This window comes from Mesorhizobium sp. WSM4837 (assembly GCF_055811435.1).
In genome coordinates this window covers 1-13625 of the sequence record NZ_JBVVQE010000012.1, presented here as the reverse complement: position 1 = coordinate 13625, position 13625 = coordinate 1, and the positions used below count along the sequence as shown (strand labels likewise).

General features: G+C 60.7%; 12 protein-coding genes and 1 pseudogene. 10 read left to right on the top strand and 3 right to left on the bottom strand.

Features of this window, described 5'->3' with window-relative positions; all coding sequences use genetic code 11:
• Positions 1-10: 10 nt before the first annotated feature.
• The 6 genes from AC0L3D_RS09235 to AC0L3D_RS09210 all read left to right on the top strand — a co-directional run bounded on the left by AC0L3D_RS09235 (position 11) and on the right by AC0L3D_RS09210 (position 6713).
• Positions 11-364, top strand: a complete 354-nt coding sequence (locus tag AC0L3D_RS09235; protein ID WP_023797723.1) for a Rieske (2Fe-2S) protein — start codon at positions 11-13, stop codon at positions 362-364.
• A 112-nt stretch (positions 365-476) separates the two neighbouring features.
• The gene (locus AC0L3D_RS09230) at positions 477-2084 is read left to right on the top strand and encodes an ABC transporter substrate-binding protein (protein ID WP_473628247.1); all 1608 of its coding nucleotides are present in this window, start codon (positions 477-479) and stop codon (positions 2082-2084) included.
• A gap of 72 nt (positions 2085-2156) precedes the next feature.
• On the top strand, positions 2157-3203 hold the full coding sequence (locus AC0L3D_RS09225) for an ABC transporter permease (protein WP_023797725.1): 1047 nt from the start codon (positions 2157-2159) through the stop codon (positions 3201-3203).
• Positions 3200-4084: an ABC transporter permease gene (locus AC0L3D_RS09220; protein WP_023797726.1), complete on the top strand. Its 885-nt coding sequence runs from the start codon at positions 3200-3202 to the stop codon at positions 4082-4084. The genes AC0L3D_RS09225 and AC0L3D_RS09220 overlap by 4 nt, the downstream gene beginning before the upstream one ends.
• Entirely contained in the window at positions 4074-5726 is a 1653-nt protein-coding gene (locus AC0L3D_RS09215) for an ABC transporter ATP-binding protein (RefSeq protein ID WP_473643968.1), read from the top strand. The genes AC0L3D_RS09220 and AC0L3D_RS09215 overlap by 11 nt, the downstream gene beginning before the upstream one ends.
• A 495-nt stretch (positions 5727-6221) precedes the next feature.
• Positions 6222-6713: a YybH family protein gene (locus tag AC0L3D_RS09210; protein WP_473643966.1), complete on the top strand. Its 492-nt coding sequence runs from the start codon at positions 6222-6224 to the stop codon at positions 6711-6713.
• Positions 6714-6998: 285 nt separating this feature from the next.
• On the opposite strand, the gene AC0L3D_RS09205 is transcribed toward AC0L3D_RS09210, so the two are convergent.
• Together AC0L3D_RS09205 and AC0L3D_RS09200 are read right to left on the bottom strand one after the other, a co-directional pair.
• Positions 6999-8273, bottom strand: coding sequence for an RNA polymerase sigma factor (locus tag AC0L3D_RS09205; RefSeq protein ID WP_473643964.1), 1275 nt, complete (start codon positions 8271-8273; stop codon positions 6999-7001).
• A gap of 31 nt (positions 8274-8304) precedes the next feature.
• Positions 8305-8655: a YciI family protein gene (locus AC0L3D_RS09200; protein ID WP_023797731.1), complete on the bottom strand. Its 351-nt coding sequence runs from the start codon at positions 8653-8655 to the stop codon at positions 8305-8307.
• Positions 8656-9473: 818 nt separating this feature from the next.
• On the opposite strand from AC0L3D_RS09200, the gene AC0L3D_RS09195 reads away from it, so the two are divergent.
• The 4 genes from AC0L3D_RS09195 (at position 9474) to AC0L3D_RS09180 (ending at position 12713) form a co-directional block, all read left to right on the top strand.
• Positions 9474-10553 (top strand): mechanosensitive ion channel family protein, encoded by a 1080-nt coding sequence (locus tag AC0L3D_RS09195; protein ID WP_473643962.1) that lies wholly within the window; start codon positions 9474-9476, stop codon positions 10551-10553.
• 70 nt (positions 10554-10623) lie between these two features.
• Positions 10624-11346: an RNA polymerase sigma factor gene (locus AC0L3D_RS09190; RefSeq protein ID WP_128166473.1), complete on the top strand. Its 723-nt coding sequence runs from the start codon at positions 10624-10626 to the stop codon at positions 11344-11346.
• Positions 11347-11504: 158 nt separating this feature from the next.
• Positions 11505-12368: a ferritin-like domain-containing protein gene (locus AC0L3D_RS09185; protein WP_128166475.1), complete on the top strand. Its 864-nt coding sequence runs from the start codon at positions 11505-11507 to the stop codon at positions 12366-12368.
• 36 nt (positions 12369-12404) lie between these two features.
• On the top strand, positions 12405-12713 hold the full coding sequence (locus AC0L3D_RS09180; protein WP_084833637.1) for a twin-arginine translocation signal domain-containing protein: 309 nt from the start codon (positions 12405-12407) through the stop codon (positions 12711-12713).
• A gap of 485 nt (positions 12714-13198) precedes the next feature.
• On the opposite strand, the pseudogene AC0L3D_RS09175 reads toward AC0L3D_RS09180, so the two are convergent.
• Positions 13199-13625, bottom strand: a pseudogene (locus AC0L3D_RS09175) (hydantoinase/oxoprolinase family protein); the annotation flags it as partial.

Here is a 13625-nt window from a genome sequence, read left to right as displayed (position 1 = left end):
GGAGCAGACAATGGCTGAGAAAACATACATCTGCCGGGTCGACGAAATCGAGACCGGAACTCCCTACATCGCCAAAATCCGCAGCCTTTCAGTCGGGGTTTTCCGCATCGGAGATTCATTCCATGCGTTGCTGAACGTTTGTCCGCACCGAGGCGCTCCGCTTTGCGAGGGACCGCAATGCGGAACCACGGCGCCGGTCGACCAAGCGCAGTTCATCTATCACCGCGAGAACGAGATCGTGCGCTGCGCCTGGCACGGTTGGGAATTCGACATAAAAACCGGTGCGGCCCTGGTCGATCCGGGCGTACGTGCCCGAACATTCCCGGTCACGGTGGAAGCTGGTGAAATCTATGTAACGGCGTAAGATTTGTGTCGAAAACGCTGAAAATCGAAAGGAGGCAAATCGGCTGAATCCGCCAGATCTGCTCGATAATGCCAACAACAAGAATGCGGGAAATCCGCAATGGGAGGAAGCAGTGTCAGAATCTGAATATAAACTCCGCCTGGCGCAAAACCTGATCGGCCGCGGCAAGGTTTCGCGCCGTGATTTCATCCAGCTCGGGCTGGCGGCCGGCCTGACGGTCGCCGCCGGCGACAAGCTCTTCGTGACCGTGGCGCGGGCCGAACCGCAGCGAGGCGGCTTCGCCAAGCTCGGCATGGCACATGGCGCGACGACGGATTCGATCGATCCGGCCGGCTATCTCGACACCTTCACGCAAACCGCCTTTTCGGGTGCCATGTCCAACAGCCTGACCGAGGTCGACGCGAAAGGCAGCATCCAACCGGACCTTGCCGAGAGCTTCGAGACCTCGGACGACGCGACGACATGGGTCTTCAAGCTGCGCAAAGGTGCGACCTTCCACAACGGCAAGACCGTAACAGCGGACGACGTGGTCGCCTCGATGCAATACCACATGGGAGTCGACACCAAATCGGCGGCGAAGTCGCTGCTGGAATCGGTGACCAATATCAAGGCGGACGGTCCGGAAACGATCGTTTTTAAACTAAACAGCGGCAATGCAGACTTTCCCTACATCATGAGCGACTATCACCTTGTCGTCATGCCTGCCAAGGACGGAAAGGCGGACTGGGAATCGGGCGTCCGGACCGGTGCCTTTATGCTTGAGAACTTTCAGCCCGGCGTCTCGGCCAAGCTCAAGCGCAATCCCAACTACTTCAAGAACGGCAAACCCTATTTTGACGAGGTGGAGTTTATCGCCATCACAGACCTCGCAGCGCGTATGGCGGCGCTGTCAACCGGCGAGGTGGATTATATCGGCCGCGCCGACCTGAAAACGCTCGGTATGCTGAAGCGCAAGCCGAATATCGAAATCCTCGAGGTCACCGGATACGGCCATTACACGCTGCCGATGAACGTGACGGTGGCGCCATTCGACAACCCCGATGTGCGCATGGCGTTGAAATGGGCCATCGATCGCGAGGAAATCGCGCAGAAGATCTTCCTTGGCCATGCAACCGTCGGAAATGACAACCCGATCGCACCGGCGATCAGGTTCGCCATCAATCCGGAGCCGCAGCACAAGTTCGATCCGGAAAAGGCGCGCTTCCATCTGAAAAAAGCGGGAATCGAAAATCTCAAGGTCGACCTTTCCGTCGCCGACGCCGCTTTCGCCGGCGCCGTGGACGCAGCCGCCCTCATCCGCGAGACGGCGGCCCAATGCGGCATCGATGTCAATGTGGTGCGCGAGGCCGAGGACGCCTATTGGGACAATGTCTGGCTCAAGAAACCGTGGTGCGCCTCCTATTGGAGCGGTCGTGCAACGGCCGACTGGATGTTCACGCAGGCCTACTCGGCCGATTCCAGCTGGAACGACACGTTCTGGAAAAATCCTCGCTTTAACGAACTGCTGATCCAGGCACGCGCGGAGACCGACGAGGCCAAGCGCTCCGCGATGTATGCAGAAATGCAGCAGTTGACGCATGACGACGGCGGCGCCATCGTCCTGGTATTCAACAATTTTGTCAGCGCCAAGTCCAAGAAACTGGCGCATGACGAGGTGGCGCCGAACTGGGAGAATGACGGACTGAAGATGGCCGAGCGCTGGTGGATAGCCACCGCGTGACGCTCGCCAGGCGAACTGCCCGCGGCGCGGGCGGTTCCCTGTTTTCAGGGGAAAGGCTCGAAGGTACCGCCCATGAACCCGGTCGTTAGAACGGTTCTGCAGCGCCTGGGCCTTGGCCTGATCACGCTCTTCATCGTCTCGATCATCATATTTTCGGCGATTGCCATGCTTCCGGGCGATTTCGCCAAGGCGATGCTTGGGCAATCTGCGACGCCCGAGACGGTCGCTGCCTTCCAGCGCGAGATCGGCATCGATCGTCCGCCGGTCGAGCGCTATTTCGCCTGGGTCGGACAGATCGTGCAGGGGGATTTCGGCTCTTCCTTCGCAAGCCGCACCGGCTACCGGCGCACGGTCGCCGAGATCATTGCGCCCCGGCTCTACAATACGATGTTCCTCGCCGTGATGACCGCCCTTATAGCGGTCCCTCTCGCGCTGGGACTCGGCATTCTCGCCGCTCTCTATCGCAACAGCTGGTTCGACCGTGTGGTGAACACGGTGACGCTGACGACGATTTCGTTCCCCGAATTCTTCGTCGCCTATATGCTGGCCTATCTCATCATCTCGCGCGACACGTTCATCGGAACCGAATTTGCACAATCCCTACCCGAGTGGCTCGCGTCTTCGATCAACTGGGTCCTGAACCTGGTTCCCAAATTTCCGACACTGGCGAATATCAGTGACCAAACGCCGTTCTGGGAGCACGTCTGGCGCGCAGCGCTGCCGTCCATCACCCTGACGCTGGTGATTGTTGCCCATATGATGCGTATGACGCGAGCGGCGATTATCAACATGCTGGCAAGCCCCTATATCGACATGGCGCGGCTCAAGGGAATGTCGCCAATGGCAATCGTTCTCAGACACGCCCTGCCTAATGCCTGGGCGCCCATCGTCACGGTAATTGCTTTCAACCTCGCTTATCTCATCGTCGGCGTGGTCGTGGTCGAGGTGGTGTTCGTCTATCCCGGCATCGGCCAATTGATGGTCGATGCGGTCAAGTCGAGGGATGTTCCGGTCGTGCAAGCCTGCGCCTTGATTTTCGCGGCAACCTACATCCTGCTCAACCTGACCGCCGACATCATTTCCATCGCCACCAATCCGAGGCTTTTGCACCCGCGATGACCAGTATCGAACACGCCGTGGCGGTTCCGAGACAAAGGCGCACGCGCGCCTCGCGGGTAAAAACCGCACTCAGAAAGGCTCCCTTCAGCGCCTGGTTCGGCATCGTGGTCATCCTTGGCTATGTCTTCGTCGCGCTGTCGGCGCCCTGGATAGCGCCCTACGGGGAAACGCAGGTTTTCAGCGAAGCCTTCGCGCCCTGGAGCCAGGAATTCATCGTCGGGACCGACCAACTCGGCCGCGACGTGCTCACCCGGCTGATCTATGGCGCGCGCAATACGGTCGGCATCGCTCTCGCGACTACGCTTCTGTCCTTCGCGGTCGGCGTCACTCTCGGCTTGCTGGCCGCGATGTACCGGGGTTGGCTCGACCAAATTTTGTCACGCGCGGTAGACGTGCTGATGTCGATCCCGAGCCTCATCTTCGCGCTGGTGTTGCTATCCATCTTCGGTTCCTCGGTCACCAGCCTGATCCTCATCATCGCCCTGCTCGATTCAACCCGCGTATTTCGGCTGGCGCGTGCGGTCGGGCTGAATGTTGCCGTCATGGAATATGTCGAAGCCGCGCAACTGCGTGGCGAAGGGCCGAGATGGATTCTGACTAAGGAGATCCTGCCCAACGTGCTGCCGCCGCTGATCGCGGAATTCGGTCTGCGCTTCTGTTTCGTTTTCCTCACCATCGCCGCGCTCTCCTTTCTCGGCGTCGGCATCCAGCCCCCGACAGCCGACTGGGGCTCGATGGTGCGGGAAAACGCCACCCTCATCACCTATGGCGACATTACTCCGCTCTTGCCGGCAGGCGCGATCGCCCTTCTCACTGTTTCTGTGAATTTCGTTGTCGATTGGTTCCTGCACACGACAAGCGGGTTGCGCGATGAAAAGTAAGGATTCTGGCCCACGCGAAAAGGGAACGAAACTCCTCAGCGTTCGCGACCTTCACGTCGAAGGGTTTTCCGACGAGCGCTGGCACCCGATCGTTCGCGGTGTGGATCTCTCGCTAAAGCGCGGTGAGGTTCTCGGCCTCATAGGCGAGTCCGGCGCCGGAAAATCCACCATTGGGCTTGCCGCGATGGGATATGCCAAGCCAGGTTGCCGGATAACGCAAGGATCGATCCTGTTCGACGGGATCGACCTCCTCGCCATGAGCGAAACCGCACGGCGGCGGCTCCGAGGCTCGCGCATCGCCTATGTCGCGCAAAGCGCGGCCGCCTCCTTCAACCCGGCCCACCGGCTCCTCGATCAGACCGTCGAAACGGTCGTGGCGCACGGGATCGCCAGTCGCGAGGCAGCGAATCGGGATGCCATCGAACTTTACCGGCGTCTTCACCTGCCGGATCCGGACAGCATCGGCTTCCGCTATCCTCACCAGGTCTCCGGAGGGCAGTTGCAGCGGGCAATGACCGCGATGGCGATGGCCTGCCGGCCCGACCTGATCATCTTCGACGAGCCGACGACGGCGCTCGACGTGACCACACAGGTGGAGGTCCTCGCCTCGATCCGCAAGATTGTCGAAGAGTTCAACACTGCCGCGATCTACGTCACGCATGATCTGGCGGTGGTTGCGCAGATGGCGGACCGGATCATGGTTCTGCGCCATGGCCGTACTGTGGAGGAGGCCGAAACACGCCAGATGCTTGCGGCGCCGGCCGAAGACTATACGAGGACGCTCTGGGCGGTGCGAAAGCTAGCCAAACCCGAAGTGCCGGCCGCGGACCATCTGCTCACGATCGATAACATCACCGCCGCCTACGCAGGGAAAGTCAAGGTTCTGCAGGATGTATCGATCAAGGTGCCGCGCGGACGGACGGTAGCGGTCGTCGGTGAATCTGGTTCCGGTAAATCAACGCTCGCCCGCGTCATCACCGGCCTGCTGCCGCCGGTCTCGGGCTCGATCTCATTTGCGGGACATCGTTTGCCAAGAACACTGAAAGAGAGGCCCAAAGACATTCTGCGCCGCATCCAGATGGTCTATCAGATGCCTGACAACGCGCTCAATCCGCGTCAGACCGTCGAGGAGGTCATCTCCCGGCCACTTGAGTTCTATCTCGGCCTCAAAGGGGCGGCGTGCGACCGCCGCGTTGGCGAACTCATGCACATGATCGAGATGGACGAAAGCTTCCTCGACCGTCTGCCGGGCGAACTCTCGGGCGGTCAGAAGCAGCGCATCTGCATTGCCCGGGCGCTGGCTGCTAATCCGGAGCTCATCATCTGCGACGAGGTGACCTCGGCCCTCGACCAGATCGTACAGGAAGAGATCCTGAAGCTTCTTATGCGGCTCCAACAAGAATTCGGAGTCAGCTACATTTTCATCACGCACGACATCGCGACGGTGCGGGCAATCGCAGACGAAATTGTCGTCATGCATCAAGGCAAAGTCGTCGAGCAGGGGCTCAAGACCGAAATCCTGACGCCGCCGCATGCTCCGTATACCGAACTGCTTCTCTCCTCCGTGCCGGAGATGGATCCAGACTGGCTGACGAAGCTGCTGGAAACCCGGGAGCGCAAGCGGGTCGGCGCGGCGAACTGAATCCCAACGTATTGACCGCTTGGCTCCAGTTCTCGCGCGAACGTCGGTTATGCCGCAACCGCGACGTCCAGAATGGTCGCAACAATGTCTGCTTTCAGGCAGTAGCAACGGCCATCTCAATGGTCGAAGTGAGGCGATCCACGCCGACTAACTCGTGAACCGCGCGGCATGCTGCCGGTGCACGAGTGGGGCAATGATCGAAATTCTCATGCCGCGTTGGTAACCCGGTTGGAACTAAAGACGCCACCCGCCATGCCCCAACCCAACGCGGTTGATGTCGTTCGACCAGCCATCTTGCTGGTCGGGCTCTTAGTCGTATTGGCACTCGTGGTGGGCCACTAGAGCCCCCGATGAGATGTCCGGCAGATGAGGGGCTCATCACTCTTGATACCACGATGCAACAGCAGCTAGGACCGGCCATATTTGTTACGAATGGTGTCGATGTCGGATTGATCGCCCCGGCCTCGTCGTTCCAGAAAATGAAGGAGCAACGATATGTCTGAAAAGGAAGTCTTGTCTGTCATCCGGGGCCAGGAAGACGCAACTGCCAAGGGGGACGCCCGCGCCAACGTCGATGCCATGGATCCGGATGTCGTGGTTTTCGATCTGCCGCCGCCGCTTGCCTATCGAGGCGAACAGGCACGCGACATCGAAGGGATAAATGCTTGGTTTGCAACTTGGCGCAACGGCGTCACCGTTCACATGGCTGACCCGCAGCTCATGATCGACGGCGATCTTGCAGTGGCCTTCGGCCTGTCGCGCATGACTGGCATCAAGACCGATGGCACAAAGGTCGACTCCTGGAGCCGGCGAACCATCGTGCTAAGGCGCATCGCCGGTTCTTGGAAAATCATCCACGAACATGCCAGCTTCCCTATGGCAATGGACGGAAGTGGGCGCGCTGTGACGGATCTCTTGCCTAGTTCCGGAACGCCTAACGTCCTCAACAGGGATGTCGGCTTTCACGCGGCAAGGGTTCGTAGGTGAACGGTCGATTTGGCGGCGCGTTGCTGACAGTCAGCCTTGCGGCCGTTGGCGGACTTGCGGCTTAGAGGCTGAATGTCAGAAGCGTTCGGGAGCCTATATCCGTTCCCAAAATCGCACATTGAGCGCAACCAGCGGTTCCGACCCTAAGCTGCCGTTTCACCTTGGAAGTTCGGGCCGGGTGGGACAGCGGACGTTCCGCGATATCCAAGTCAGATCTTGCAGGAAAATGACAAAAGCCCGGAAGCAGTCGATCCTGGGTCGATCATGTCCTTGTCTGATCAGGGATTATGATGACATCGCTGCGTCGGCCGCCTCGGCGGCGCGCCGCCTCAACAGGGCATGTTCCCGCCTGTTGCCCGCCAGCGCCGCGGCTGCTTCGAACGCGGCGCGCGCCTCCTCGTAGCGGCCGAGCTTGTGGAGGAGGTCGCCGCGAACGCTCGGCAGCAGGTGATAGCCTTTGAGCGCCGGCTCGCGCGCAAGGCGGTCTACGATCGCCAGCGCCACTTCTGGCCCCTCGGCCATGCCGACGGCAACCGCGCGGTTGAGGTCAATGATTGGCGAGCGCACGACAGCCGCCAGTTCCGCATAAAGTCCGGCGATGCGCGACCAGTCGGTATCACTTGCCGTCCTCGCCTGGGCGTGGCAGGCGATAATCGTCGCCTGGAGGACGTAAATGCCGCCGGCTCCGCCTAATTCGCGTGCTCGCCCGAGCGCCTGCATCCCGCGCCGGATCTGGAGCTGGTCCCAGAGTGCGCGGTTCTGGTCCAGCATGAGGATTGGCTCGCCCCCTGCATCAGTACGCGCCGCCGTGCGCGAGGCGTTCAGCTCCATCAGAGCGAGCAGTCCATGGGCTTCGGGCTCGTGCGGCACGATGGAGGTGAGCACGCGGCCCATGCGAAGCGCTTCATTGCAGAGCTGGGGGCGCAGCCAGTCCTCGCCGCTCGCCGCGGTGTAGCCTTCGTTGAAGATGAGGTAGACGACCTCCAGCACCGAGGAGAGCCGCTTTGAGAGCTCCTCGCCGCTTGGGGTCTCGTAGGCCAGCCCCGATTCCGAAAGAGTCCGCTTCGCGCGCACGATGCGCTGGGCGATTGTCGCCTCCGGCAGCAGGAAGGCCCTGGCGATCTCCTGTGTTGTCAGACCGCAGATCATCCGCAGTGCCAGCGCCGCGCGCGCCTCGTGCGACAGTCGCGGGTGACAGGCGGTGAAGATGAGCCGAAGCAGTTCATCGCCTATGTCGTCGTCCAGGGCCGAGTCGAGGTCGGGCATGGCCTGCTGCTCCTCCTCCATATCCCAGGCGATAATGTCGTGCTTGCGCTCGAGCATCCGGCTGCGGCGCAGATGATCCAGGGCCCGGCGCTTGGCGGTCGCCATCAGCCAGGCGCCGGGTTTTTCCGGAACGCCTGTGGCGGGCCACCGCTCAAGGGCGGCCAGCAGGGCTTCCTGCGTCAAATCCTCGGCCAACGGCACATCGCGCAGCATCCTCGCCAGACTGGTGATCAGCCGGGGCTGCTCGATCCGCCACACGGCGAGGATCGTGCGATGGGCGTCGGCGACCGTCATGGCCGCCGACGCCGTCTGCAGGAACCTCGCCTCAAGGGCCGGCAAACGCGCGGACCTCGCACGTGCCCTCCCAATCCGGCATGAAATCCTTGTGGAGCTGCATGAACTCGACCGCCGACGCCACAGCCTCTTCCTTGTTCCGGAACTCCATGATTGCGTAGCCCCCGATGACCTCCTTCGCCTCGACGAACGGACCGTCGATGACGCTGAGCTTCCCCTCGGCGATGCGCACCTGCGCGCCCATCGCGACCGGCGTGAGCCCGCCCATGTCGACCATGCGGCCGGCCTTGATTTCCCGGTCGGCGAGCTTGTTCATCGCCTCGATGAGTTCCGCCGTTGGCGGTCCGGCGTGGGCGGAAGTGACGAACGACATGAAGCGCATTTGAGAACTCCTCCTGAGGCGAGCCGCGGACGTGGTGGCCGCTGAACAGTCTCGCAAATAAGTCGACGAACCAGCCCCCGGCGGATCGACATGCGCTTTGAATAAAATCACGCCCGGGCTCTAAAGACGATGGGCGAGTGAACAGGGTCGATTGGCCAACCCCATCTAACGTCCAACGTCGTGAGTTCCGTTGCCGCGTTATTTTGGCGCCTAGGAGGCTGGTACTAACTTCCGCCAAGGGGTCGACTTCCGCCGTTGGACGTCCGTCAATTTAACGGCCGGTTCTGACCCATTCGAGACCTTCATTCTCGGCGTTGCGAATGGCAGCAACGCGCCTAATCTCAGCCGTTCGTCGACGCTCAGCTCGATCCCGAATCCCGCCTTTCGCTCAGTCGTTGTGATGGGCTCGAGTCAATACGTGCAATCCAATGGATTGGCGGCTATCCGCCGGCATGATCCCGCCGCAGGAGCGAAGTCCGCCTCACGCAAGAAACGCGCCGGCCGATGAAGGCTGAGTTGCATTCGAACCAACGGCCGCTTGATGAACAGTCGAGATCTCTACCGGTGAGCTATCGGGGAGCTGCTGATACCAAACTCAACTTAATTTCGGATTGGGCTATAAGGCACTTGCCGAATATGGTGGCGACGTGCTTGCCGCCCTATTTCACCAAAGACGGGCCCGCCGGAATGAAGGCCAGCTGTCGGGGACCGGCAGGGAGCCAGTCAGCGACTGACGTTGGGTCGTTTGCCGGAATGCCGCCGTCGAGGAACGAGAAGGCACTGGCTGGGTGTTGATGGCCACATCGGGAGGTGAACCCATGGAACCGCGCGCCAAGAAACAGGAGAACCTTTCCCGACTCGAACGGGCCGCGCAACAGACTGCTGACCCAAAAACTATGGAACAGAAGGCGAAAAAGCCCGAGGAAAAATTCCGCTTCAGCCTACGCAAGGAAGACGTCTGGTGGACGGTTGGTTTCGCTGCCGCTGCCTTGCTGCTTTTTGGCATCCAAGTCCTGATCAATTGGCGCTTAGAATGGCTTGACGCGCCTTTGCGCGTTCGCGTGCTGAACTACGTCAGGGGCGGCCTTCTCATTTTCGTTATGCTGGCCGTTGCGAATGTTATCGAAGTCTTTCTCATTGGCCGAATTCCCAATCGTGTTTCGCGCTTCAACTTGCAACGCATTTTTCGATTAGTCGTCGTCGTCGCCATCGTCTTCGTGGCCATTTCAATCTTATTTGTGAACTGGTATACTGCGGTTGTTTCACTCGGCCTGATTTCACTGATTCTCGGCTTTGCCCTGCAAATGCCGATCTCCAGTTTCATCGCGTGGATTTATATTTTGGCCAGGGCGCCTTATCGCGTTGGCGACCGCATTCGCATCGGCGATGCCCATGGCGATGTCATTGATGTCAGCTATCTCGACACGACATTATGGGAATTCGGCGGCGAACATCTTTGGACCGATCATCCGAGCGGACGCGTCATCAAGTTTCCGAACTCCACCGTGTTTGACACGCCGGTCTTCAACTATTCCTGGCCGCTGTTTCCCTATGTCTGGAACGAAATCAAGTTTCAGCTCGCTTATGAAAGCGATCTGGAATTCGTAGCGAAAACCATGAGAGAGGTCGTCGACGAGCAGATCGGCGACATCATGAGCCAGAAGGTGAAGGTCTATAAGCACATCCTGTCGCAAACGCCGGTGGACGAACTCGAAGTGAGGGAGCATCCCGCGGTTCATTTTCGCGTCAGTGAAAACACCTGGCTCGAGGCCATCGTGCGTTACCTCGTGCCGCCGAAGGAAGCGGGGCGCACCAAAACACGCTTGATCAAGGAAATGCTGGCGCGAATGAATGCAAAACCCGATCGCGTGCTGTTTCCGAAGAGCAATTTGAGGTGAACTTCCTCAGGCCACGCCGCGCGGAGCCACCCCGCCCGCATCGCGGCAGGCTGATGCATCTGGAGCGCCTATGATGAAGCCGACCGGATCCACCGAGGCAGTGAGGATCGAGGACCTTGACGACGCGGGGCTGGTTGAACACGCGCGACAGCGTGACCCCGCCGCATTCTGGTTAATCATCAAGCGTCACAATCAGCGGCTTTACCGGGTCGCCCGCGCCGTCCTGAACGACGACACCGAGGCCGAGGACGTACTTCAGGAGACCTATATCCACGCCTTCACCCATCTGGCCGAATTCCGCGCGGAGGCGCAGCTGTCGACCTGGCTCACCCGGATCGCGCTGAACGAGGCGCTGGGACGCCGCCGGAAAAGGCGGCCCACCGTCGACGTGAAAGCCATCGAGGGCATGGTCGCTCCGTTCAGCGCCCACAAGCCTGATCCCGAAGAGGCGGCCGCTCTCGCTGAAATCCGCAACCTCCTGGAGCGAGCCGTCGGTGGCTTGCCAGAGCCCTTTCGCATCGTCTTTGTCATGCGAGACGTCGAGGAAATGAGCATTGAGGAAACTGCTTTTCTCTTGGCATTGCGACCTCAGACGGTGAGCACCCGTCTTTATCGCGCACGCCGGCTGCTCCGCGAGGCGCTGCGGGACAAGCTCGCCACCGTGTTCACGGATACGTTTCTCTTCGCTGGCGTCCGTTGTGACCGCCTCGCGCAATCAGTCTTTGACCGGCTCGCAATCCGCCTGGTTCGAAAGGATACTCATCCGTTGAACACGGCGACTGAGCGCACGTAGACGCCGTTCACGCCGAGATTACGCCGGCTCCTTTCGCGGGGATGTTGTAGCGGGACGCGGGAATATTTTGGCGGCCCGGACCATCTAATCATCAGGCAAATGCACTCGGCGCCGCGGTGCTGACAGCGGCGTTGAATCAACAAACATAGGAGACCGCCATGCAGGGCGCACTTCACCTATCCCGGCGTCAGTCGCTTCAGGGACTTGTCGTACTCGGTGCCGGAGCGGCACTCGGCGGAATCGCACGGTCTTCTCCGGTATTGGCACAGGACATATCGGACGAGGACATTTTCCGCTTTGCGCTCAACCTCGAATATATGGAGGCTGAATACTACCTCCGCGGCACCACCGGAATGGGCATCGACGCAGCCGATGTTGGTTCGAAACCCGGCGACGTCGTTGGCGGCAAGCAAGTCTCCTTCGAGACGCCGGCCATCGGCGAATTCATGCAGGAAGTCGCCGAAAATGAACTCGCGCACGTCCGCTTCTACCGCAAGACGCTTGGAACGGACGCTGTTGACCGGCCGGCGATCGATTTCGATGCCGGTTTCAAGGCCGTCGCGGAAGCGGCGGGCCTCGGGTCGGACTTTGACCCCTTCGGCAACGAAACGAACTTCGTTCTCGGCGGGATGTTGTTCGAGGATGTCGGCGTCACCGCATATGCCGGGGCGGCGACAGTTCTGAAAAACAAGGACTTCCTCGCCGCCGCCGCAGGCATCCTGGCGGTCGAGGCCTACCACATGGGCATGGCGCGATCGACGCTATACCGGAAGGGAGAGGAAGCCTGGAAGGTCGCCAACGCCGTTTCCGACGCCCGCGACAAGATCGACGGATCGGAAGACAAGGACCAGGGAATCCAGGTGGACGGAAAAGCCAACATCGTTCCGTCGACGCCCGATGCGATCGCGTTCACCAGAACGCCGCAGGAGGTGCTCCGGATCGTCTACCTCACCGACAAGGACGGAGTGAGCAAGGGCGGCTTCTATCCGGAAGGGATGAACGGCACGCTCAAGAGCACCTGAGCCAACTGCGACGAGGGCTGCTCTTGGAGAAAGACCATGAGTAAAGATGATGATGTGAACCACGGATCGGCAGCTTCAAGCCGAGCGCTGTCTCGCCGCAATTTCCTGAAAGTCTCTGTGACCGGTGCGGCGATTGCCAGCGCCGGCGGCCTTTCAGCCTGTATGACTGGACCGATGGCAGCCGGAAAGACAACCAAGGCGCTGGCGCTGTACCAGGACACCCCAAATCGTGGCCGACGCTGCGGTGGGTGTACTCACTTCCGAGAGCCAAACGGGTGCGAGATCGTTGCCGGTGCAATCAGCCCAAATGGCTGGTGCCGTTTCCACAAGCCGCTGCCGGCTTGATGCAACAAATTGCGGTCTCCCGCCTTATGTCTCGGGCGGGAGCAACGCGACGTCAGCTTCCACGTCCAGAGCGGACGTTGGCCGGCCGGCGGTAAGGCGTCTGCCTAGGGTCATGGGCGTGAATTCGTTCTCGGAGAGCGAACGTCCGCATTGGGTCGATCAGCGGAATGGTCGCTTGTCTGTAACTTCGTCCCGAAAGCGGAAGGGCAGGTTTCGGCCCCATTGCGGTCATCCGCGAGTATGAATCTGGCTGACTGGTATTGGCGCAACTACGACCTCCAGCGTGATCTCCGGCAAGGTCTGCTTTCAGGAAGCTGCGAAGCCGATCTCTACGGCTGAGATGGGCCGCAAACCGGACATGCGCCGAGCGGGTGCCGAACGCGAACCTTCCACCCTGTTGCGACCTGCGCTGGTACGGGTCGGGATCTTCGAGCCGGGGGAAATATCTCATCGATCCGACTGATCGGACGGCCATGATGTAGCGCCTACAAGTGCGATCCCGCCAGCAGCGCCACCGCTGACGCGGGCGCGACGCTGCTGGCTTCGCCGCGAACGGCGTCATCTGCGGGGATGATCTCGGCGAAATCGACGAAGCGGCGTTCCATGCGTTCGGCCAGCCGCCTGATCTGCCAGCGGCCGGTTCCGGCGCCGACGATTGGCACATCCGGGACAAGGGACCCGGCAACCAGGGACGCTGCGTCGTGGATCTTGCGCAACTGCTGTTCGCTGAACCAGCGCGCGATTTCATGCCATTCCGGCAGGGTCAGCTCGGCGGCGTCGCGCCCGATCATGCGCGCCAGCCGCGCGATCGAGCCATCGATCGTCTTTTCCTTGCCGTCGGCGGAAGCGTGCCTGTCGTCCTTTTCGTCGAGCACCCCCAGGATCCGGTGCGCATCGGCGATCGAGGCGAAA